Below are 22836 nucleotides of genomic sequence, written 5' to 3'. Positions count from 1 at the left end.
GGCGGAAGGAGCTTCCGAACTGCACCGGATGGGATATGAATTGGAACTCTATCCTTCCACCCGGGATCTTTCATCCTTGAAGGATACACGGGAGAAGGAAAGCGCCGCATTTATCGGACGGGAGCCTTGTTCCGCGGAACGCTCCCATGTCCGTTCCCTGAGGGCATCCTTCATCCAGGTATTGGAAGACAGGAGATATGCCGGAAATGACTTGATTATCTTCGGAGAAAGCGATGCCGTTCCCATGGTGGCTTCATCACGTTTGGAGGCGGCTTTGAGGAAAGAGATGGAGGAGCACCCGGAAACGGATATTTTCAGACTCTTTCACCATGCCGTCTGGTCGCCTCAGGGAAATCCGTTTGAGTCTGATGAACTTTTGTTTGAAGATTTCAAAACGGGAGGGACCGACTCCAACACGGCCTATGTATGGGGAACGCATGCCATGGTAATTCCCTCTTGCAAACGGAAAAAAGTCATTCAGGTTTTTGCCGATTATCGGCTGCCAACAGATGTTGCGTTGGAGGCGGCCAACAGCAGTGGCGAACTCAATATTCGGGTTGCCCGTCACAATTTGTTTTACCAGCATGAACGGACAAAAAAAAGACCGGCCTGCCGCATTGCGGCCTGCCTTGCTTCCTACAGGCGTTTGACGGATTTACAGAGGCAAATCTGGTGCATGATGGACCAGAGCTATGAGAATTTCCATGTTTTTGCCGCTGTTAAAGGCATTCCGGAAACAACATACCGCAAGACCGTTCTTCCTCTTTTTGAGCATTTCATCCAGGAAGGACGGCTGACAATGAGGCTGTTCCCGAACAAAAACCAGCTTTCCAACTTTTTAGATACGGTACGGGATCTGGATATCTCCAACTACGACCTTTTTGCCAAAATTGACGACGATGATTTGTACGGAAGGGACTATTTTAAATCCGTCAATGACTTCCATCAGCATCTTCCGCCGGAATTCAGCAGTTATTACTGCGGCTTTGGCCAATATCTGAACGCCCGTGGGGGTTATCCGCTTTGCGGGAATGGCTTTTTCAGCTGTTTCGGTCCCACCATGGTATTCAGCAGAGATGTCCTTGAAAAATTAATCACCTGTGAGCAGGAGCCCGGAAGAATCTCCGAGATTTCTCCAAGGCTGGGACATTCCGGATACGGGTTTACGGAGGATAATCTCATGCATAAGCTCATGATTGACACCGGGAGTTGCAACCGTATCCGTTACGTACAGGAAATGTCTCTTCCGATGCATTTGGTCATTCAGACCAACAATGCTTCCGTGATACGCGGAGGACTGGTGCCGGGAGACTTCCGGGGAAGAAACTGGCGCATCTCCACCAGCCGGGCCAATGCCGAATCGCTCATGGAAATCAGTCATCCCCAATGGTACGACATCGTACGTGTTTTTGACGGCCGGGCATGCCGTTTTCAGAGGAATGACTGGGCTGACGTCCTTTCCTTGACCGATGAAGAAGTGACCCTTAAATGGGATCAATGGGGAACGGAGACATTCAGAAGGAAAGAAGACGGTTCGTTTTTCCTTTCAGGAAATGGAAATCAGCAGCATTCTCCTTCCTCACGGAAAAAGAAAGTGGCTGTACTATATATCTCTACAGGGCGCTATATAACCTTTTGGAAAGATTTTTATGCAGCCTCCAAGCAATATTTTCTGCCAGGCCACGATGTCCGCTATTTTCTGTTCACGGATCATGATGAAGTAAAAACTGCTGATGATGTAACGCTTGTCAGCAAGCCGTTCTATCCCTGGCCGATGGAAACCTTAAGGCGGTTTGAGACTTTCTTAAGTATTGAGAAAGAATTGCAGGAATATGACTACATTTATTTTATGAATGGTACGTTATTGCCGGTCTCTCCCATTGGAGAGGAAATCTTTCCGAATGATCGGCAGGGACTTGCCGTGACTCTTCATCCGGGATTTTACGAACTTCCCCGTTCCTGTTATCCCTATGAAAAAAATGGAATGTCCGAAGCGCGAATTCCTCCCGGACAGGGGGAATACTATGTCGCCGGAGGTTTCAATGGAGGAAAGGCCAGGGACTTTCTTTCCATGTGCCGGGAATTGGCAGGGGCTGTCAAACGGGACCTCGACAATGGAATTATAGCTGTCTGGCATGATGAAAGCCACATCAACAAATATGTGATCGGCAGGCATCCCCTTGTTCTGGGACCGGAATATTTGTTCCCTGAGACTCTGGTATTTAACCGCTATCATCTTATGGGGCTCAAGCATAGGGTTAAAATCCTGGTGAAGGATAAATCGCTTTCCAAATATGGAGGGCACGCGTGGTTGAGAAAGCAGTCATGAATGGCAAGAAATCGACGCGTGTGGCCTTTGCCGACTTTTGGCAGGGATTCAATCCGCATGATTCCATTTTATCAGCAGTCTTAAGGGAGCGGCTGAATATGGTCATTGTGGATAGGCAGGATGAAGCCGATTTGCTGATTTACTCCGTCTTTGGAAATGCATACCGCCAGTTTAAAGGCATCCGGGTTTTCTATACGGCTGAATCTGTAAAACCGTTGTGGGATGAATGCGACTATGCCATTTCATTCATGAGGGAGGATGTCCTCTATCCCGAATGCCATTTGCGTCTTCCCAACTGGATGGGAAGGGATTATATAAAAAGGACTGGGGTAGTGGAACAATATCCCAAGGATAAAAGATCTCTTTTGTCCAGGCACACGCGTTTTTGCAACTTTGTATATTCCAATGGGAATTCTCCGGAAAGAATTCACTTTATGCGTCTTCTTTCCCAATACAAGCCCGTAGATTGCGGAGGTACGGTGCTGAACAACATGGGAGAATGTGTGCGGGACAAGATCGCCTTCTGTTCATCCTATAAATTTACGATTGCCTTTGAAAACTACCCGGCTGCCGGTTACACTACTGAAAAACTGATTGACCCTCTGGCAGCCCTTTCCCTCCCCATTTACTGGGGTGCACCCGATGTCGGAAAGGAAGTCAATCCGTCACGGTTTGTCAATGCCGGGGATTTTTTATCCCCGGAAGCCCTGGCTGAATACATTATCCGGCTTGACCAGGATGAAGAGCTCTATCTGAGTTACATGGATGGTCCCGTTTTTGCTCCCGGCCGGCCGGACATCAGGGAATACATGCATCGCCTGGAGGAATTCTTTTCCATGGTAGTTTCAACGGGGAAAATATGCCGTACCGGCAGGCCGCACATCCAGGCGCGGCGCTTACATCATGGCTATCCTGTAATGTCCCGGTATGATGATGGCAAGCAATGGCATGGGAAAATGGAACTCAGGCTGCCCCGGATGGTGAAAAAATCCGTTTCTTCTGTCTTTGAGCCAGGTAAAGAAGACACGGCCTCGCGTTTGTTTTATAAACTGGCCGTTATTCCGGCCAAAAAAAACTCGGAGCGCTGTCCCGGTAAAAACTGTCGCTTGTTCGCAGGGCGTCCGTTATTCTTATATTCTGTTTCGTATGCTCTTCAGGAAGGGTTTGTACCGGTTGTCAGTACGGACAGTGAAGATATCATGGAATGCTGCCGCCGGGAAGGCATCCGTTATTTCCGGGAAACGGTGGATGACCGGAGAATGGAAAATTGCGTTCGCCAGGTTCTGTCCAGATTCTCTTGTGAAATATTGGCCGTCCTTCAACCGACTTCTCCCTTGCGCAGGGCAGGACTCTTGCGCCAGATGGCGGAAGACATGGAAAAAGGGGAAATTCACTCAGCCTATACGGCCCATAGAATTAAAATGATCGGCCATCTGGATGGGCAATTTCACGTGGCTCATCGCGAACAGGATGCCAGGAAATTTTTCTATTTCTTTGATGGCAATATTAATATTATCACACGGAAGCATTTTCAGGAATCCGGCACTCTGTTTGATAACGGTTCCCGTCCGTATTCAAACGATTTTCCCTGTTGTTTGCAAATTGATACGGAAGAGGAATGGAAGCTGTTGTCAAGATTAAGCGGAAATGAAGAATATCAGCGTTTTCTGGCTTCTGAAGGACACAAGAAACGAGTATGCATCATCTCCAATAAACGGAATTTGAAACGCAATTATTCAGCATTTGTTGATTCCTGTGACCAAGTCATGCGGGTTAGTAAAATGGATAACCTGAATTCCGGTTTGGCGGGAACAAGAACGGATATCCTTTTGATTTCATGCTTTCCCGGGTATCTGTCTTTTTCTCCTGCGGAAAGGCATATGGATATGCTTCCTGAAATCCCGGAAATCTATTTCAATAATGAAGAATTGGAGTATTCCAATGAATTTGCCTGCCGGGAAGGTCTGAAAAACTGGAAATTCATGCCGGGAGCAGTTCATCGGAGTACCCCTAACTTCACGACATTGAGCAAAGCTCTTTGCCTGGCGGACTATCTGTTTCCTGATGCCCAACTCTATTACTTGGGAGATACGGATATGAATGTGAGAGCTCCCGGAATTCCCAAACATCATGCTCCTGTGGAAAATGCCTATATTCAGTCCCTCATCGCCCATGGAAGGGTAATTCCCATTCTGGAGGATGAGGCTGGGGAATTTCATTATTCCTCTCCTCCATTGCCGGGTTCCGCTTCTTTAGAGATTCCCTCAATGCCACAGGAATCCGTGCAGGACATTGTCATCAGGCATCCCCAATGGACGGATCAATTTCGTATACATGGGAAACGGGGACGCAGGCTCCACGGCAATGATACTGCAGCTATTCTTCATCATGATGAAGAAAAGCTCGTTCTTCAATGGGACAACTGGGGCAGGGAGGAATTTTATGAAACGGAAAAGGGAAAATACCAATACCTGAATTACCATTGTTCCTCTTCCATTAATGAAGTGAATAAATATGCGGATGAATTGCTCATTAATCTCTATGACGGCAATAATTCCGTATTCCGTAACTTGCGGAGTCCCTTCATGGGCATTAAACATCATCAATGGGAAGGGCTTCTCCTGCTGGACCGCATGCAGCTTGATATCGAACATAAAATAAGGAAGATGCCCGGACTCAAATCCATTCTTCTGACAGGCATTTGCAAGGATGCCCTCATGGCCCTGATTTTGGCCTTTCGGTTGAAAAAAGATTTTCCTTATCTTCACCTAGGCGTTTGGGGATGTCCCTGGCCGCTTGATTTCAGCGGCGAATCACCTATGCATCAGGGGAAATACATCTCTCCGGCGCATGAACAGGTAAGGAAGAAAAAAACGTTTTTGTCTCTTTTCCAACGTTATGGAGATCCTCTGGCGATACTGCGGCAGGAAAAATTCTCCGGTCTGCACCTGTTTGGTTTTTACAGTTCAAATCCACATTGGGACTGTGATGCAGAAGCAACAAGAAGATTAGAGCCTTATCTGACAAAAACATATGTTCATCACGCTGAAAATGATGAGGACATTGCCCTCGTTCATGGAAAAATCACACAATTGGTAAAGCAAAAACCGGAATTGATTCATTCATGGATGAACGAAATGTTTCATAAAATAACGCAAAGCGGATGCGGAGAAAATTCAAGTGAATCTGCAACAAGCATATCCGCCTGAAATTATAATATCATCCATATTTAAACACTGCCAGGATCAACATGAAATCTCTCATACAAACAGCAAGCTCTTCGGAAGAAAGGTTGGAACGGATAGGCTTTCTTCGTATTCTCAACGAAGAAAATACTATTATTCCCTGCCTTTTAAGTGTAGCTCCCGTTCTGGATCATATTATTATTCTGTGGTCGGATACGGAGGACCGCAGTATAGAGCTCATGGAAGCATGGAAACGGCATATTGAAGATAACTATGAGTGTCGCATGAGCTTTCTTCATTATCCGCATCATGTGGTTCCTCCCCGTTCCGTAGATGACTTGAGGATTCTTCCCAGGGAAAACAGGATTGATACCTACTTGAATTTCGGAATGGATTTCATCCGTGATCTTTACGCCGGGAAATCATTCTGTGTAGGTAAAGTGGATGCTGATCAAATCTATTTTACGCAGGAATTGGAGGAGGCTTTCCAAATGGCACGCAAACCGGAAGATTGCGTTTCCATAGGGGGCCATAATACTCTGGTTTTTCAGAAAAGGCTGATGATCTTTGGTCCACGGCCAAGAAACGGGGGAAGTGATTCATTAATTTGCGGCATGAACAATTTGCCGCATTTTGGAGTCGCTGCACCTTACGAAGTGGACATTGCCCGTCACCCCTGCATCAAAGCCTATTCCAGAGCCTGCTGGATGCACTTCCGGAGAAAAGCCAGATACAAAAATGTTATCCGGGAATTCAGGGAAGATGAGGTCATTCCTCTTCCTCAAAATCCCGGGTTGGTGAATCGTTTCCGGACTGATATCCTTCCGCTGCTTCAGGAGGCAAAAAGTCCGTACGTGGATCTATCCCTGGATTAAGTCCATAACGCAACATTTGGTGTCGGAACGTATCTCCCCGGAACAAGCTTCAGCGGGGAGACGTTGCCTCATACCTGGGGGACAACCTATTCTGCACATGGGAAAAACTGGCGGAGAGAGTGGGATTCGAACCCACGGTGGGTTTCCCCACGGCGGTTTTCAAGACCGCTGCATTAAACCGCTCTGCCATCTCTCCATGCAAAAAGCGTGGGCGTAAAGTATCTTGAAAATTTTTTGCTGTAAAGCCTGTTTTATGTTTCGCATGAGTTCAAAGCAGCAGGGAAAGAGGTGCCCCAGCACCCGTGAACGGGATAAGAACGGATTTGCAGCGGTTTGAGGGGAAGACGGCAGGGACGGTTTTTCCGCGAAAGGTTTCCGAATCGCCGCAGGATGAAAACGAGTGATGGCGGAACGGATTCCATAAAAGGCATCATGGATACAAAAGATGTTCGTTTACAGCTTGCAGGGAAGGCCGTGTATATGGGAATATAAGACATGGCCTCGTCTCCGGATTTTGTAGAATATGTTTGTTTCCAGCTCCGGCATGCCGGGGAAATTTCCTTCAAGAAAATGTTCGGGGAGTACGGTCTGTACTGTGACCGGAAATATTTCGGTCTGGTATGCGACAACCAGTTGTTTGTAAAGGTGACGGCTCCCGGGCTGGAGATGCTCCCGGAACAGGAGCAGGGCAGTCCTTATCCCGGTGCCAAACCGCATTTCCTGGTGACGGAACTGGACGATGACCGGGCTCTTTCCTCTTTTGTCCGGAAAACATGCTCCGTTCTTTCGGCTCCCGACGTTTTATCCGGTGGGAAAAAGAAAAAAACTTCCGGAGCAAAAAGAAACAGGCGTCTGTGACGCCTGTTTGTGTCGGAAATTGGACTGTCCGGCGGAAAAGGTTATTTTTCGTCGGAGGAGGAAGCGGCCAGGGCTGAAAGGGATTTTTTCAGGTTGGCCGCCACGGTCTGTGTGGCTTCGTTGTCGGACTCCGCGAATTTGTCCACAGCCTGTGTCAGGGATTTAAGGTCCGCTTCCGCTACCTTGCGCCCTTTGGCCTTGCGCTGTTCCAGCGCGGAAATCTTTTTATTGATATCCGCCAGCCTGGGCAGGTCCTTGTTGGCTTTCAGGGTTGCCAGGGCTTCATCGAACTCCTTGACGGACGGCACGGCGGTTTTCAGGCGCGTGATGGCAGAGACCGCTTCCAGAGGGTTGGTGCTGATTTGGGCCTGCACCATGTCCTTGGCGTCCCCCAGCCAGTCGTCAAAGGCGGCGCACACGGCCTGTGCTTCCTCATCGTCCGTCTTTTTTCGCAGGGGTGTGATTTTGGACTCGATGTTGCTGCCGTTGGAGACGACCGTTTTTGCCAGTGATTTGTACTTGTTCAACTCCACGTCTTCCAGAATGGGAAGGCCGCGTTCCGCCTTGAGCACTTCCTTTTTTACCAGGTCGTAAAGTTCGGGCGGGTATCCCTTGGCAACGACTTTTCCATTGGCCCCGATCAAGACGGCATGGGGCAGTCCGCCCGGGCAGGAGGCCGCCGGAATATCCAGCCCCTGGTAAACGGGGAAGGAAATATTCTTTTCTTCCAGAAACTGCTTCACCCTGGGGGAAAGTCCCTGCCTGTGGCTTCCAACGACGGTGAACCCCTTGGACTGGTATTTATCCTGGAGTTCCTGAAGGTGCGGCATGCTGGCGATGCACGGCGGGCAGTTGATGCCCCAGTATTCAAAAAAGACGACTTTCCCTTTCAGGCTGGAAGCCGTGATTTTCGGGCCGTGGATGTACTTGCTGTCGTCAAAGGCGGGGTAGGTGACCTTGGCACCCTTGCCGGTTTCCGCCGCATGAATGCATGCCGGCGCCGTAACGGCGGCCAGGGTTCCGGCAAGAAAAAGAGTGGTCAGGGTTCTCATATAAAAGAATGATGGAACATTTTCCATTGAGAGTCAAGCAGGGAACATGCATCCGTCCAGAAGTGCGGGTTTCCTGTGCCGGAGTACTCAGGCAATGTCCAGGCCCATGATATAGTCCGTCATGTAATAGCCGTGGCCGATGTGGAAGTCTCCGCGCTCCACTTCCTTCATTCCCATGCGGTTGTAAAATTCGACGGCTCTGGTGTTGTATCTGTTGACGTTCAGGCGCATCTGGCAGGGCGCGGGATGGATGCTCCTGATGTAGCTGACGGCTTGGCGGAACAGGTAGCTGCCGATGTGCTTTCCCTGGAAGCCGGGCAGCACGTAAATCTTCTGCAGGTGGAAGATGCCCGGTTCCTCCGGCTGCACGGAAAGGTAGCCGCAGTATTCCCCTTCGTGGGTGGCGATGAAGTACACGTGACCTTCCTCCATCTGCTTGAGCAGGTTGGCGGGGGAATACATCCAGTCCATCATGAATTCCATCTGGTCCCGGGAAAGGAGGTCCCGGTAGGTGGCGGGAAAAGCCTGCTGTGCCAGTTCGTGGATGAGCATGATGTCGTCTTTGGTGGCTTGGCGGAGTGTCGGCATGGCTACGAATGTTACACGGAAAGGCTTTTCATGAAAAGTGCGGCTTCCGTCCGCCGCCGGAATTTTCCGGCAATGGCTGACTTTTTTCTCCATGTTTCCGGACCGGGACCTTACGATGAATGACACAGGCTTTTTTGACGGAAACCGTGGGGGAATCCTGTCTGTAATGTGAGCACCGTATGCACATCCGATCATGAGAGAACCCTATCCCATACAACAATGGCTCCCCGCGGGGCCGCTGAGGGACATGGGGGAAAGATATGTGAGCCAGCTTCCCGACGTGGAGCAGAATCCCATACGGCCGGAATCCCTCATGCATCATTCGGACCATTCCTGGTCGGAGTACCTGGTGGCGTATTCCCTCCTGTATCCCGGGGTGGTGATTCTCCTGGCCATTCTGGGCGGCGCGGGCATGTGGGCCATGTTCCATTTCTGCAAGAGAAGGGAATACAGGCACCGCATCGTGTGTCCGGAATGCGGTACCGTGATGTATCCCTGCGGCCTCCACTGTCCCAAATGCGGAGCGCCGAATCCCTTTCCCCGCGCCCTGAACTGGCTCGGGTATTCCCGTCTCCGGAAAGTGGTGCCGGAATCCGGAAGAATCAGGCATGAAGAAGCCCTGCGTAGCTTCCGCAGGTGCTTTTACTGCGGGGAGCCGCTGAAGGAACCCACCCTGCTGCAGAAATGCCCGGCGTGCGGGAAGGCCGTGCTCCAGGGGGAACGGTCCGTGGACATTTATGACACCTACATTTCCCGGCGTACCTGGTGGACCTTCGGGGCCGTGGTGTTTCTGGGGATCATCCCCATTCTGGGGCCTCTCCTGGCCTCATCCCTGTACAAGCGGACGCTCATTGACCCCTATTCCCTGTACATGACCGTATTCCGGGAAAGCTTCCTGATGGTATTCCTCTTTCTGTGCCGCCACCTGTTCCGGCTGCTGCCCTTCATCGGCATCATCGGGATGCCGATTCTTTGCCTGACGGAATACCATGTGTACCGCAGGATGTTTCTCTGGAAGACGGAAAAGTACGAATTCGGGGAAAATTAGACCGTCCCGGCAGCGGCTCGGCATTTCCTGCCTTTCCGCCGTCCGGGAAGATGTTGTTGTGAATGGCTGCGCGGGTGATTGACTTGGCGGCGGGACGGCGTACCGTTGCCGTCATGAGAAATCTTTACGCGGTTCTTCCATGCGTGGCCGCCGGCGGCCTGGTGCTGGCGGCCTGTTCCGTGACTTACGGGAACAAGGCGGTGGCTTCCGCTTCAAGCTATGAAGGACTGAAGCCGGGCAGGGCCACCAAGGCCGACGTTTACGAGACACTGGGGCAGCCTTCCGACGTGCTGGAGATGGAAAAGGGAGTGCTGTGGACGTACCGCTACCGGAAGGCGAAAAACAATCTGGTGGGCAATATCCCCCTGTTTGGCGTGGGGCTGATCGCCGGAGGCAAAAATGGAGACGTTTATACCGTTCTAGTCCTGTTTGACCGGAAGGGCGTTCTCCTGTCCCGTACGGCGGACCGTCGGAAGCTGTATACGTCCAACCTGGCTTCCCTGAAGCGTTCCGTGGACGATATGATGGAGGACAACTCGTCACACCGGAGGGTGGAAGCGGAAATGAAAAAGATAGGCAAGCCGTTCAGCGAGGAGGCCGCTAGGGAAAGCCGTCTTCTGGAATCGTCTCTTGATTAGCCGGTTGTCATTTCTCTCCGGCTTATCGTTATAAGTATGACAAAAGGAGGAATTTTTTCTATTGCTATAAATGTATCTTGTACAATAAGTAGGCGCCGTTCCCCGCGGGAACGGTGCGGTTCCTCACTGAACGCTTCCTGTTCCAAGGGGTTCAAACCTGATAGAAAAACATGATGAACGTAAAGAACAAACTGGCATCGGTTCTGGCAAGGGCCTTCTCGCCGAAGGCCGCGCCGGAAGGCAACGTGAACAGGGAGGCTAAAGCCTCCAAAAAAATGGAAGACTGGCTGAAATCTTCCAGAATGAGGTCCTTTTAAAATGATCTGAGAAAACAGGCCGGTTTGGGCGTTTCATGCCCGGATCGGCCGGATGGCGGGGGCGAGTGCCGCAACGTGTTCTTTTTACTGGAAAAGATATGTCTTGATGACAGTTGCGCCTTGACTATGGAGGTGGAATGTCCGTTCATCTGAGCAGACATGACCATACCCGGAATACTTGAAGAAAAGTTATCGGCCGCATTGAAGGCGGTATTGGGGGCGGACCTTCCCGCCGATTTTCGCGCCACCGTGGCTCCGTCCGCGGACTTGCGCTTCGGGGACTACCAGAGCAACGCCGCCATGGTTCTGGCCAAGCAGTGCCGAACGAATCCCCGCGCGCTCGCCCAGCAGGTGGTCGACCAGGCGGGGGAGGACGATGTCTGCTCACTGGAAATCGCCGGACCGGGCTTCATCAATTTCCGCATCAAGCCGGAATTTTACGCCTCGCGCCTGCTTGCCATGCTGGCGGACGAACGGCTGGGCGTGGAGCAGGTGCGGGACCCCAAAACGATCGTGATCGACTTTTCCGCGCCCAACGTCGCCAAGCCGATGCATGTGGGCCACATCCGTTCCACCATCATCGGCGACGCCCTTTCCCGCGTAGCCCGCTTTGTAGGCCACAAGGTCATTACGGACAACCACATCGGCGACTGGGGAACCCAGTTCGGCATGATCCTGTGGGGCTGGAAAAACATTCTGGATGAACAGGCCCTGGAGGCCAACCCCATTGATGAGCTGCTGCGGGTGTACAAGGACGTGAACCTGATGTGCAAGGAAAAGCCGGAACTGCTGGATACCTGCAAGGCGGAGCTGGTGAAGCTCCAGGCCGGGGACGAAGAAAACCTCGCCATCTGGAAGCGTTGCGTGGAGGTCTCCAAATCCGGTCTTTCCAGGATTTACGACCAGCTTGACATCCACTTTGACTACTGGCTGGGGGAAAGCTTTTACAACGACGCCCTGGCTCCGCTGGTGGACGGCATGATCGCCGCCGGAATGGCCCGGGAAAGCGACGGAGCCATCTGCGTATTTTCCGACGGCTCCGTTCCGCCGAATGAAGACCCCTTCCTGGTTCAGGAAAAGGGCGAATGGCGCGCCAATCCCTGCATTATCCGGAAGGCGGACGGCGGTTTCCTTTACGCCACGACGGACCTGGCCACGCTGGACCACCGGATCAGGACCTGGGGCGCGGACTCCATCTGGTACGTGGTAGGCGCTCCTCAGGCGCTTCATTTCCGCCAGATCTTCTCCGCCCAGCGCCGCCGCGGCATGGAGGGGGATTACCGCCACATTGCGTTCGGCTCCATTCTCGGCGACGACCGCAAACCCTTCAAGACGCGGTCCGGGGATACCGTTTCCCTTCAGGATGTGCTGGATGAAGCCATTGAACGGGCCGCCCGCGTAGTGGAGGAAAAAAGCGCGGACATGCCGGAAGAGGAAAAAAAGCGCGTTTCGGAAATCGTCGGCATCGGCGCCGTGAAATTTGCGGAACTCTCCCAGAACCGGATGACGGACTACGTATTCAACTGGGACAAAATGCTGGCCCTCCAGGGGGACACGGCTCCCTACCTTCAGAACTCCTACGTGCGCGTCCGCTCCATTTTCAGGAAGCTGGACGGCGCTCCGCTGGACTGGACCGCTCCCGTGGAGCTCTCCCGGGACGCGGAAATCCACCTGGCAAGACTTCTCGCCCGTTATGGGGAAGTCGTTCCGCAGGTGCTGGACGACTGCCGTCCGAACGTCCTGGCCGCCTACCTGTTCGATCTGGCCCGCGCTTTCCATTCCTTCTATGAAGCCTGCCCGGTCCTGAAATCGGAAGGCGCCGTTCGCCATTCCCGGTTGGCCCTGTGCGAGCTGACCGCCCGAACGCTGGAACACGGGCTGGGGCTGCTTGGCATCCGCGTGCCGGACAGAATGTAACCAACACCGCCTTATCCCATGCAGTTCCCCTTCAACCGTGTTTTTCTGGCTGCCGCGTGCGGCTTGTGTGCGGCTCTTTCCGCAAATGCCGCTCCCTGGCTGGACCGTCCCGTCCTGAATGCATGGAAGAAGGAGGCCGCTGCCGTTCATCCGGCTCAGGCCCCGCCGCTGCCTCCCGGTGTGGAAATGATGGCCGTCTGCACCTCTTTCCCCGCGGCCCAGCCGCTGGTGCTGGAGGGGATGACGCACCTGCTCACCTTCGGCGACATGAAGGCGTACCGGAAATTTTCCGCCGCCCTGAAGCTGGACCCCGACTGCCTGATGGCTCATTGGGGCGTATGCATGAGTCTCATGGCGGCAGGGCCGGAATTCCAGAAGGAGCGCGTGGAATCCATGAAAAGCATGAAGGAGCTGGCGCTTCATCCCGCCTTCCCGGAACATGAACGGGCTTATGCGGACGCCCTGGCCGTGCTTCTCATGGATGGCCCGGAAGAAGCCCGCAAGGCGTGGAAAACTCTGTACGAGACATGGCCGCGCGACCCTTACGCCCCCCTGTTTTACGCCATGCTCCTACGGGACGGCTTTGACGACCGGGGCAAACCCGGAGAAGGGCAGGAGGAAGCTGTCCGCATCGTGGACGAAGTGCTGAAAAAGCGTCCCGGCTCCCAGGCGGCCCTGTTCATGCGCGCCCTGCTGGATGAAGTGGCTCCCGTCATCCCCCCGGAAACGGTGGAAACCGCCCGCAGGGCCGTGGCCGCCAACCCGCAGTCTTCTTCCGCCCATCACCTGCTGGGCCATTTCCTGTTCCGGACGGGGGATTATCGGGGCGCCTCCGCCGCCTTTAAAAAATCGGAGGACCTGTGCATAGACTGGGAGAAATCGGAAAAAGTACCCCGCGCCCTCAACGATGCCTACTTCCGTTCCGCCATTTACCGCGCGGTTTCCGAATTCTGCGCGGGCCGTTACAAGGAGGCGGACAGGATAGCCTCCGCCGTCGCCTCCGTTCCTCTGGACAAAGAATATCCCCTCGCCCCCGGAACGCTCCTGCAAATATGGGAGGCCAGGAACCTTCCCGTGCGCCTCATGCTGGCCAATCCGGACCTTCCCCGGCAGGAATACGTCCTCAAGGCCTCGCCGGCTCCCCTCCCCAAGGGCTTCCCGGACCTGAGCAACGGCATGATGGCCATGCTCACCCAGTACATGGGGGCCAAATACTCCTCGCAGCAGGGTGGGGCGGCCGCCGTATCCGCCCGGTTTGACAAGCTCTCCGGCATCATCCGTCTGCTGATGGACGGCGCGGCGACGGCCAGGCAGCAAATGAGCCTTTCCTACTGGGTCCGTAGCCTGCAGCTCGGCAACGCGTATGCCATGGAAATCCGCGCCATGATGTTCCCTGAATCCGCCAACATCTGGCTTTCCAACGCCATCCGGGACCAGCGCTTCGCCTCCCTTCTGCTGCCCCCCGTGCTGCCGTATCCGGAAGAATGGATTCTGGCCCGCGCCTGTCTGAAAGCCGGCAAACACAAGGAAAGCCTGGAAATGTGCGAGCAGGGGCTGAAACGCTTCCCCAACCACGCCGGAGTGCTGGAAACCATGAAAAAGGCCCGCGCCGCGGCCAAATAATCCTTTTCAATAAAACCCATTAATCGACATGAACCATCCTTATCTGGACCCCTCCTTCCTGGTCTCCTGGTCCCGGCTGACGCCGGAAGCCATCAAGCCGGACATTACGGAAGCCATCTCCCGCGCCAAGACGAACATCCAGGCCATTTGCGACCTGCCTCTGGACTCCCTGACTTATGAAAACACATTCGGCGCCCTGGAAAAAGCCTCCGAGGACCTGAACCGCGGCTGGGGCCGCATCATGCATCTGGACTCCGTGAACGACGAACCCTCCCAGCGCGAAGCCATCGGGGAAATGCTGCCGGAGGTGGTGGCCTTCTCCTCCTCCGTTTCCCTCAACCCCATGCTGTGGAAGGTGCTCAAGGCCGCCGCGGCCTGCGACTGGGTGAAAGACCTCTCCCCCGTGAAGCAGCGCTTCATCCAGGAAACCCTGGCGGACTTCCGCGAAAGCGGAGCGGATCTGCCGGATGAAGTGAAACCGGAATATGCGGAAATAGAAGCGCAGCTCTCCCTCAAGACCAAGAAATTTGCGGAAAACGTCCTGGACTCCACCAATGCGTGGGAACTGGTGGTGACGGATGAGGCGGAGCTTTCCGGCCTGCCGGAATCCGCGCGGGAAGCCGCCCGCCTGGACGCCCTGGCCAACGGCCACGGTACGGAAGAAAAACCCGAATGGCGCTTCACGCAGAAATTCACCTCCCTTCAGCCGGTTCTGCAATTTGCGGATTCCGACGACTTGCGCCGCAAGGTATGGGAAGGCTCCTGCACCATCGGCAGGGGCGGGGAATACGACAACGAAGCCCTCATCGCGGAAATCCTTGACCTTCGCGACCGGAAGGCCCGCCTGCTCGGCTTCGGTACCTTTGCGGACTACACCACCTCCCGCCGGATGGCGGCCAGCGGCGCAAACGCCCTGGATTTCGTCAATGACCTGCACGACAAAGTGAAGCCCTCCTTCCTGGCGGATATGGAAGCCGTGCGCCAATACAAGGAGGAAAAAACCGGAAAACCCGTGGAAAAACTCTCCCCCTGGGAAACCTCCTACTGGGCGGAAAAGCGCCGCCGGGAGCTGTACGCCTTTGACGAGGAAGACCTGCGGCCCTACTACTCCGTGGAGAAGGTCATGGACGGCCTGTTCTCCATTTACTCCGGACTGTACGGAATCACGGTAACGCCCAGAAAAACGGCGGTCGCCAAACCCGGGGAAGAAATGCTGGAAGGCGCGGTGGAAGTCTGGCATCCGGATGTGCTGTTCTATGACCTGCACGACTCGGAAACCGGGGAACACATGGGTTCCTTCTATGCCGACTGGCATCCCCGCGACTCCAAGCGCGGAGGAGCCTGGATGAACTGCCTGAGCGTCGGGGAGCCGCCACGCGGCGGCAATCCGCGGGTGCCCCACCTGGGCCTGATGGTCGGAAACATGACCAAGCCCGTAGGGAACAGGCCGGCACTGCTGTCCCACATGGAAGTGGAAACCGTCTTCCACGAATTCGGCCACCTGCTGCACCAGCTCCTTTCCGATGTAGAAGTGAAATCCCTGGCGGGAACGAGCGTGGCCTGGGACTTTGTGGAACTGCCCTCCCAGATCAATGAAAACTGGTGCTGGGAACGGGAATCCGTGGACCTCTTTGCCGCCCATTATGAAACCGGTGAAAAAATCCCGGAAGAACTCTTCGCCAAAATGCGCGCCGCGCGCAACTACATGAGCGGCACGGCATTCATGCGCCAGCTCTGCTTCGGCAAGCTGGACCTGGAACTGCATGCCCGCTGGCCCGAATACAAGGGCGGCGCCCTGGAGGAAACGGATGAACGCATTCTGGCGGACTACCGGGTTCCGATGACGCACCGCGGCCCGTCCGTTGCACGCCGCCTCACCCATATCTTTGCGGACCCCACGGGCTATGCCGCGGGCTACTATTCCTACAAATGGGCGGAAGTGCTGGAAGCGGACGCCTTCAGCCGATTCCTGAAGGAAGGGGTACTGAACCCGCAGACCGGCCGCGACTTCCGCCGCTGCATTCTGAGCAAGGGCAACAGCAAGCCCGCGGCGGAACTCTACCGGGACTTCATGGGGCGTGATCCCGATGCGGAGGCCCTCCTTGTCAAATCCGGCATTCTTTAAACCGTCCGCCCGTCTGTCACACTCATGCCTGGACAAAAAAGACTCTCCCTCGCCGGCATCGGCTGCGGTTCCCGCACCCGGACCTACATGGAGCTGGCCATGGAACGGAAGGACCGTTACCGCATTGCCGCGGCGGCGGACCCCGTGAAGGAACGCGCGGAAGCCGTGCGGGACTTTGCCCCGGAGGAGGAACGCGCCTCCGTCCGCCTGTTTCCGGATGCGGAATCCCTGCTGGCGCAACCGCGCCTGGCGGACGTCGCCATCATCGGCACGCAGGATGACTACCATTACACCCCCTGTAAAAAGGCCCTGGAACTGGGCTATAACGTCCTGCTGGAAAAACCCATCGCCAAAACGCTGAAAGAAGCCCTGGAACTGCGCGACCTGGCGAAACGCCTGGACCGCCGCGTGGCCGTGTGCCACGTCCTGCGCTATACCCAGTTCTACCGCACGCTGAAAAAAATCATCGACAGCGGGGAAATCGGAGACATCGTCACCTTCAACGCCAATGAAGGCGTGGGGGCGTGGCACTTCGCCCACTCCTTCGTTCGCGGCCACTGGGGAAACAGCAAAACCTCCACGCCCATGATCGTAGCCAAATGCTGCCATGACATGGACATCCTCTACTGGCTCATGGGGCGGCGCAAATGCCTGTCCGTCGCCAGCTTCGGGGAACTCTCCTTCTTCACGAGAAAGACGCTCTCATCCCCGCGTCCGGAACGCTGCACGGACTGGACCGCTCCAGTGGGGGAAGACCCCTGGGACGCGCGCAAATACGCCACGGACGACGAATGCAAACGCTGGCTGGGCATGGTGTACGACCGCGCCTGGGAAGCCACGGCTGAGGAAATCTATGAATGGCTCAAGACCTCCCCGTGGGGCAGGGACTACCTTCAGTGCGACAACGACCAGCCGGACCACCAGGTCTCCATCATGCGCTTTGAAGGCAGCCTGACCGGCACCTTCACCATGACGGCCTTTGAACAGGGGCGCCACATTGAAGTGTACGGCACCAAAGGCAGGATCCGCGCCGGAGCCTTCTACAAGGAAAACGGCCCGGGGGAAATCACCGTGACGCCCCACTTCGGAGGCCGGCCCCGCGTCGTGGAACTGGGAGAACTGGAAGGCGGCTACCAGGGGCACGGCGGGGGCGACTGGGGACTGGTGCAGGCGCTGTACGACGACATGCTCACGGTACCTTCCCCGGCAGACATGACAACCTCCATTGAGGAATCCGCCCATTCCCACGTGATGGCCTTTGCCACGGAACACGCCCGCCTGAGCGGGAAGGTGGTGGACGTGGCCGAGTTTGAACGCCGCGTCATGAATGGTGAATTGGCATATTAAACCATTAACCCGCCATTGTTTTCAAGGGAGCAGGATAGGAAATCCTGCTCCTTTTTTCTATTCTGAGTTGAAGTAAATATTTAATAAGCAAGAGGCAGGAATATGGAAAACATCTGCTGCGGATTTCTAATCCGTGATAAATCAACGCCGCAACGCAAGAATGCTTATGACAGGGAACATAAGGATCATAGGAATGATAGGGGATTTTGCTGCTCCCTGTTATTCCTGTTATCCTTATATATTTATTATCCCTAATCAACTTTTCTCCAGATTTTTTCGTTGACTTCCGGATTAGAAATCCGTTATCTATAACCAATAAAATATTAACAGCCTCATATGAAGAAAACTCTATATCTATATCTCATAGGTTGCCTCGCATTGCTTCCCGCAGCGGAGGCTTCCACCGTGCTGATGGACCTGTCCCCGGTGGATTCCGGAACTACAGGTTTGAACGCGAACGGGATCACTCCCGCGGATGTATGGGGGTATGATCTCATGTCCTGGCATGGCGTTTGGGAGAAGTCGGCTTTGGCAAACCAGGTTGCATTCAGCGCCGGGGCTGTCAGTTTGCAGGTTGGGGGCGCGGCCTCCCAGAACACTGGCGGCAACTTTGCCGGGCTCAAATTTTCTCTGGCCCCTGCCGCCGCTCCTTCTGCCTTGTCCTTTGATATTGCCAGAAGCAGCACGTGGGGTTCCGCTCAGTTTGAATGCACCTACACGTGCGACATTTACGGGTTTGCCGCCGACGGCTCTTCCACGGTTATCGGCACCTGGTCCCTGGCGGATGCGGTTGACAACCTGTCTTCCGATGGCATGCACGTTTCCATCGACCTGAATATGGGTGATGCCTCCTATGATTCCTACGGGCTTATTTTTAACGCCTATAAATCGGGGAGCCAGTCAGGGGGCATGGCCGCGTCGATCACCAATCTTCAGATTTCCGGAGAAATGGTTCCTGAACCGGCTACGGCGTCTCTGGGATTGATAGGCCTGGCCGCCATGCTGATGCGCCGCCGCAGAGGTTGAGTAGAGCTTGAATGGCTTCTGTTTCCTGGGCTGCATGGAATGCCGGAACAAGGGGAGAAAAAATCTTTCCTGTCCGGTGTCCCGGTAGCTCTTTTTGCTTGTGAAGCGATCCATATGTTGGATGATCAATGATCATGATGAAGAACAACGTCTTGCTCAGTCTGATTGCGGCGTTTGCATGCGGGCTGGGTGCTCTGGTGCATGGGGAATCCGCCAGGGAATCCTTTGGGGTTGATTTCGGAAATGCCTCCTCCACCACTCAGGAGGGATGGACCAATGTGTCCTTTACGGCAACCAGGGCCGGAGCGGCCAATACCTTCGTGAATGTTCCGCTGAGCAGGAACGGAGCGGCTTCCTCCTCCTCCATCATGGCGGGCAGCTTGTTCGGCAACGCCGTATATCTGTCCATTTCCGCCAAGGCAAATGTTGGAAATTTTAATAATCTTCTTTCTTCCAACACACTGTGGACATGGCAGGAAAACTCGGCCAGCCGTGGAACTCACGCGGCGGCCACGCCGGATTCCCCTTCGGCATTTGATTTTCCCAATCATTGCGAGGCATTCAACGCCAGCGGACGACTGAGTGCCAACGGTACGCCTGAAGCCACGGCCACGGCGCGCGTATCCCTGTCCGGACTGCTTCCGGGGAAGGAATATGCGGTTTCTTTCTTCATGGGGTCCAATAAACCCCAGTACCAGTCCGTTTCCCTGGTTTCCGGGGAATTGAAGGAGGTGAATGCCCTCCAGACTTCTTCGGGAACCTTGAATGGCACAACCTGGACAGGCGCGGCGAACACGGCGGAAGGAGACATTTACATGGCGGTGGAGTGGAAGGCCTGTGCGGACACTTCCGGCGTTCTGGAATTTGACGTAACCAAGAAGGCGAATGCTTCCGCTTCCGGAAGGATGGAACTGAATGCCCTTACCGTCATGACGGATGACTCTCCGGCTCCTCCCGCACCGGAACCGAGGCCCGTCAGCGTGCTGCATAACAGGGCCCTGACTTCCCTTCCTGCCGCGGTCGCGCTACCTGTGCCGGCGGACACATGGTCCTCTTCCCGTGAAATGACGTGCGAACTCTGGATCAAGCCGGAAGGAGACTCTTCTTCCGGCAGGATTCTGTCTCTGGGAAACATTTCCCTTTCCCTGAACCGGGGAAAACTTCAATTATCCTTCCCGGGACAGGAAGGGGAAACGGTTCTGGAAGCATCCGGAGACGCGTTTGCCGCCGGGTCCTGGCATCATGTGGCCGTTTCCCTGGATTCTGAAAACGCCCGCCTGTATGTGGACGGGGCTGCGGCGGGTTCTCTTCCCGGCGCTCCTTTCCTCGCCGCCGCGGAAAAAGCCTGGAACGGCGTGGTGCTGGAAGCGGAATTCAGGGGTGCCAGGGATGAAGTGCGGTTCTGGAATGCCGCACTGGGAGATGACGGTGACGATTTCTTTCTGACGGGGCCTCTGCCCATGGCGCATCCCAGGTATGACCGGCTGGTCGGACTCTGGAGGCTGGACGGTGATTTCCGGGATGCCAAATGGACGGAATTTGCGGAAAAAACAGGGAGTGTCCTGACCCGTTCCTACCAGGCGGTGACGCCTGCCGGAGCGGAATTCTCCATCGTGACGGACAATGCCGTATTCCGCTACATGCTGGTGACCGGGTATGTGCGTGAAAGCCATATCATGTGGAACTGGCCGAACAGGTCCCACATGATCAATAATTCGGACCTGATTTACATCGGTTCCGCTTCCCCTGCCGCCAATGGAGAAATCAATTTCTCCTACCCGGACAATGATGTGACGGAAAGCAGGGGCGTGCGGCTTCTTCCTTCCGACGGCACGCGGACGAACGTTCTGGAATTCTCCGGGGACGGGGCCTGCATGTACGTAGGCAACGGCCTGGTAACGGGAAACAATGCGAATGCGTTTACGATTGAAATCAACATGGCCCTTTCCGCGGGGGAACAGAACGTCACCCTGTTTGAGAACGACAGCGTGTCCATGACGCTGTCATGGGCGGACGACCATTACAAGGCCCGTTTGCAGGTTGGCTCCTCCGCCGCCTGGGAGGCGGATTTGCCTGCCATTGCCCTCCATGAATACTTCTGGCTGTCCTTCATCCGGAATTCCGCAGAGGGAACGGGCGTTTTTTACGTGAACGGTTCCGCTGTGGCTACGGCAAAAGCTTCCCCGGGGAATATGAACGGCACGGCGAATGCCGTAGTGGGGCGGGATCTGCAAGGCAGGATTGATGAAATGCGCGTGTGGCATCTGGCCCGGCCGGTGAATCGTCTGGGTACGGAAGTACAGCCCAATTGGAATGACCGCCTCATTGTCGCCCGCTGGGGCGATAGCGATATCTTCGGGCGCGATACCGCTTCCTGGGCGGAACACCTGCGCTGCCTGCGCAAATGGACGGCGGGCGTTTCCGGCATGCGCATCCGGCTCGGCATTGCCAGCGGGTCGTGGTCTTCCATGATTTCCAATGCCGCCGCGCGTCAAAGATTTGCGGACAACATAGCGGAATTGATCAAAACATACCCGCTGGACGGTGTGGACCTGGACTTTGAATGGATGTATGAGAACACTGCCCAGTGGAACCAGTACGGTATGCTGGCCCAGGCCATCCGCACCGCCTGCCCGGACATGTTCTTCTCCATCTCCCTCCATACGGTTTCCTACAAATTTCCGGCGGCCTACATGCAGTATGTGGACTATTTCACTTTCCAGAACTACGGGCCGTCCATTGACGTGAACACGTACAACAGCATGGTCACGGCATGCGGCAATTTCCGGAAGCAGGGATTCCCGGACAACAAGATCATTCTGAGCGCGCCCTTCCAGGGAACGCCCGGAGGCTCCAATCCCGGCACCTATATCAAGGGATACAGGGACATAGCCGCCAATTGTCCGGAAGCGGACAACCCGGACAACGACACGGCGGTTTATACTTATTCCGACGGAACCCGAACCCTCCATTACAACGGCGTAACGACGATCAAGAGAAAGGCCAAATACATCAGTGACCAGAAACTGGCCGGATTCATGTACTGGGACCTGGGGCTGGACTTGGCGGACTCCGCCGGTCGGAACAACTACTTTGACCGCCGTTCCCTGCTGCGCGCCGCCAATCGATATGTCTCTTCCACATCGTTCCCCGACACGCCCTCTCCTTTTTCCCTCTCCCGCGTGGGGGCCGCCCTGCCGGCGGAAGGCGGCACGGCGGACGTGGAAGTGCAGATGGAAGAGGAAAATCTGGGATGGATGGTGACCGTCCGTCCGGAATGGTTATCCGTTTCCGCGGATTCCGGCATCGGCCGGACGACGGTGGTTCTGACGGCCGGAGAAAACAAATCCGGAAGGCCGCGTTCCGGAACGGTTGTGTTCCGGGCGTCCGACGGACAGGAATGCTCCGTCAGCGTCACGCAGGAAGCACCTGAAACGGCAGGATATGACAAATGGGTACAGGACAAATTCCCCTCCGGCACGGCGGGGAACCAGACGGCCCCGGAGGCCGCACCCTCCGGCGACGGCATCGTCAACCTGATGAAATACGCTACGGGGCTTGATCCTCTCCGGCCCTGCGGAAGCGTCACCAGCGTGACGGCAAGGGAAGGAGAGGATGGGAAAATGCATCTGGTTCTGTCGTGGCCCGTCAATCCGGATGCAACGGACGTGAAGCATGAGGTGGAGGCGTCCACGGATCTGAAAACCTGGACGCTGGTGGGTGAAGCGGAAACGGCGGGAAAGACTGCGGCGCAATTTGTGGACCCGGAAGCGGTCGGTGCTGCTGGGGGACGCCGCTTTCTGCGCCTGAAAGTGACCAGGGAATAATCCCCTGCCGGGTTTCACCAAAACTCCTTCAAACTCCTTTTGGGGAACGGAAGCTTCGGGTCTTCGTGCCCGAAGGAATGC

At 55.1% G+C, this 22836-nt stretch carries 15 protein-coding genes and 1 tRNA gene; 13 read left to right on the top strand and 3 right to left on the bottom strand.

From position 1 onward, the window contains the following. Window positions 1-211 precede the first annotated feature (211 nt). Genes OQH67_RS13025 through OQH67_RS13015 form a run of 3 tightly spaced genes read left to right on the top strand, consistent with a single transcriptional unit; the run spans window position 212 to window position 6389 of the window. The gene (locus tag OQH67_RS13025) at window positions 212-2329 is read left to right on the top strand and encodes a glycosyltransferase family protein (protein ID WP_215435025.1); all 2118 of its coding nucleotides are present in this window, start codon (window positions 212-214) and stop codon (window positions 2327-2329) included. After that, on the top strand, window positions 2326-5538 hold the full coding sequence (locus tag OQH67_RS13020; RefSeq protein ID WP_215435026.1) for a glycosyltransferase family 10 domain-containing protein: 3213 nt from the start codon (window positions 2326-2328) through the stop codon (window positions 5536-5538). The genes OQH67_RS13025 and OQH67_RS13020 overlap by 4 nt, the downstream gene beginning before the upstream one ends. Window positions 5539-5579: 41 nt before the next feature. Next, window positions 5580-6389: a hypothetical protein gene (locus tag OQH67_RS13015; protein ID WP_215435027.1), complete on the top strand. Its 810-nt coding sequence runs from the start codon at window positions 5580-5582 to the stop codon at window positions 6387-6389. A 108-nt stretch (window positions 6390-6497) separates the two neighbouring features. Here OQH67_RS13015 and OQH67_RS13010 read toward each other — a convergent pair. Next, a tRNA-Ser gene (locus OQH67_RS13010) sits at window positions 6498-6585 on the bottom strand. A gap of 299 nt (window positions 6586-6884) precedes the next feature. Here OQH67_RS13010 and OQH67_RS13005 point away from each other — a divergent pair. Beyond that, window positions 6885-7247 (top strand): TfoX/Sxy family protein, encoded by a 363-nt coding sequence (locus tag OQH67_RS13005; protein ID WP_215435028.1) that lies wholly within the window; start codon window positions 6885-6887, stop codon window positions 7245-7247. Window positions 7248-7288: 41 nt separating this feature from the next. Here the strand turns inward: OQH67_RS13005 and OQH67_RS13000 are convergent, their stop codons facing one another. Both OQH67_RS13000 and OQH67_RS12995 read right to left on the bottom strand, forming a co-directional pair. Next, window positions 7289-8299, bottom strand: a complete 1011-nt coding sequence (locus tag OQH67_RS13000; RefSeq protein ID WP_215435029.1) for a TlpA family protein disulfide reductase — start codon at window positions 8297-8299, stop codon at window positions 7289-7291. Between the two features lie 87 nt (window positions 8300-8386). Continuing rightward, window positions 8387-8887: a GNAT family N-acetyltransferase gene (locus OQH67_RS12995; protein WP_215435030.1), complete on the bottom strand. Its 501-nt coding sequence runs from the start codon at window positions 8885-8887 to the stop codon at window positions 8387-8389. Between the two features lie 193 nt (window positions 8888-9080). Here OQH67_RS12995 and OQH67_RS12990 point away from each other — a divergent pair, with 193 nt between their 5' ends. From OQH67_RS12990 to OQH67_RS12950, 9 genes are all read left to right on the top strand, one after another. After that, window positions 9081-9935: a hypothetical protein gene (locus OQH67_RS12990; RefSeq protein WP_215435031.1), complete on the top strand. Its 855-nt coding sequence runs from the start codon at window positions 9081-9083 to the stop codon at window positions 9933-9935. A 113-nt stretch (window positions 9936-10048) separates the two neighbouring features. Next, the gene (locus OQH67_RS12985) at window positions 10049-10573 is read left to right on the top strand and encodes a hypothetical protein (RefSeq protein ID WP_215435032.1); all 525 of its coding nucleotides are present in this window, start codon (window positions 10049-10051) and stop codon (window positions 10571-10573) included. Between the two features lie 170 nt (window positions 10574-10743). Next, window positions 10744-10890 (top strand): hypothetical protein, encoded by a 147-nt coding sequence (locus tag OQH67_RS12980; protein ID WP_215435033.1) that lies wholly within the window; start codon window positions 10744-10746, stop codon window positions 10888-10890. Window positions 10891-11049: 159 nt separating this feature from the next. Beyond that, a complete protein-coding gene (gene argS, locus OQH67_RS12975; protein ID WP_215435034.1) occupies window positions 11050-12807 on the top strand; it encodes an arginine--tRNA ligase in 1758 nt (585 codons plus the stop codon). Window positions 12808-12825: 18 nt separating this feature from the next. Further along, window positions 12826-14430 (top strand): tetratricopeptide repeat protein, encoded by a 1605-nt coding sequence (locus OQH67_RS12970; protein ID WP_215435035.1) that lies wholly within the window; start codon window positions 12826-12828, stop codon window positions 14428-14430. 28 nt (window positions 14431-14458) lie between these two features. Continuing rightward, window positions 14459-16555, top strand: a complete 2097-nt coding sequence (locus OQH67_RS12965) for a M3 family metallopeptidase (protein ID WP_215435036.1) — start codon at window positions 14459-14461, stop codon at window positions 16553-16555. Window positions 16556-16579: 24 nt separating this feature from the next. After that, complete coding sequence (locus tag OQH67_RS12960; protein ID WP_215435037.1) at window positions 16580-17902, top strand: Gfo/Idh/MocA family protein; 1323 nt, start codon at window positions 16580-16582, stop codon at window positions 17900-17902. 336 nt (window positions 17903-18238) lie between these two features. After that, on the top strand, window positions 18239-18928 hold the full coding sequence (locus tag OQH67_RS12955; RefSeq protein ID WP_215435038.1) for a PEP-CTERM sorting domain-containing protein: 690 nt from the start codon (window positions 18239-18241) through the stop codon (window positions 18926-18928). Between the two features lie 134 nt (window positions 18929-19062). Beyond that, complete coding sequence (locus tag OQH67_RS12950; RefSeq protein WP_215435039.1) at window positions 19063-22755, top strand: LamG-like jellyroll fold domain-containing protein; 3693 nt, start codon at window positions 19063-19065, stop codon at window positions 22753-22755. Window positions 22756-22836 lie beyond the last annotated feature (81 nt).

The organism is Akkermansia biwaensis (assembly GCF_026072915.1).
In the GTDB taxonomy this organism is placed as follows: Bacteria; Verrucomicrobiota; Verrucomicrobiia; order Verrucomicrobiales; family Akkermansiaceae; genus Akkermansia; species Akkermansia biwaensis.
Note: the sequence above shows the minus strand (reverse complement) of the source record. Positions and strands in the feature narration are given on the sequence as shown.

Coding starts and splice junctions, on each gene's coding strand:
- argS (WP_215435034.1), top strand. CDS start 11,050: ATGACCATACCCGGAATACTTGAAGAAAAGTTATCGGCCGCATTGAAG.
- OQH67_RS12965 (WP_215435036.1), top strand. CDS start 14,459: ATGAACCATCCTTATCTGGACCCCTCCTTCCTGGTCTCCTGGTCCCGG.
- OQH67_RS13005 (WP_215435028.1), top strand. CDS start 6,885: ATGGCCTCGTCTCCGGATTTTGTAGAATATGTTTGTTTCCAGCTCCGG.
- OQH67_RS12950 (WP_215435039.1), top strand. CDS start 19,063: ATGATGAAGAACAACGTCTTGCTCAGTCTGATTGCGGCGTTTGCATGC.
- OQH67_RS12980 (WP_215435033.1), top strand. CDS start 10,744: ATGATGAACGTAAAGAACAAACTGGCATCGGTTCTGGCAAGGGCCTTC.
- OQH67_RS12995 (WP_215435030.1), bottom strand. CDS start 8,887: ATGCCGACACTCCGCCAAGCCACCAAAGACGACATCATGCTCATCCAC.
- OQH67_RS12960 (WP_215435037.1), top strand. CDS start 16,580: ATGCCTGGACAAAAAAGACTCTCCCTCGCCGGCATCGGCTGCGGTTCC.
- OQH67_RS12985 (WP_215435032.1), top strand. CDS start 10,049: ATGAGAAATCTTTACGCGGTTCTTCCATGCGTGGCCGCCGGCGGCCTG.
- OQH67_RS13020 (WP_215435026.1), top strand. CDS start 2,326: ATGAATGGCAAGAAATCGACGCGTGTGGCCTTTGCCGACTTTTGGCAG.
- OQH67_RS13000 (WP_215435029.1), bottom strand. CDS start 8,299: ATGAGAACCCTGACCACTCTTTTTCTTGCCGGAACCCTGGCCGCCGTT.
- OQH67_RS12990 (WP_215435031.1), top strand. CDS start 9,081: ATGAGAGAACCCTATCCCATACAACAATGGCTCCCCGCGGGGCCGCTG.
- OQH67_RS12955 (WP_215435038.1), top strand. CDS start 18,239: ATGAAGAAAACTCTATATCTATATCTCATAGGTTGCCTCGCATTGCTT.
- OQH67_RS13015 (WP_215435027.1), top strand. CDS start 5,580: ATGAAATCTCTCATACAAACAGCAAGCTCTTCGGAAGAAAGGTTGGAA.
- OQH67_RS12970 (WP_215435035.1), top strand. CDS start 12,826: ATGCAGTTCCCCTTCAACCGTGTTTTTCTGGCTGCCGCGTGCGGCTTG.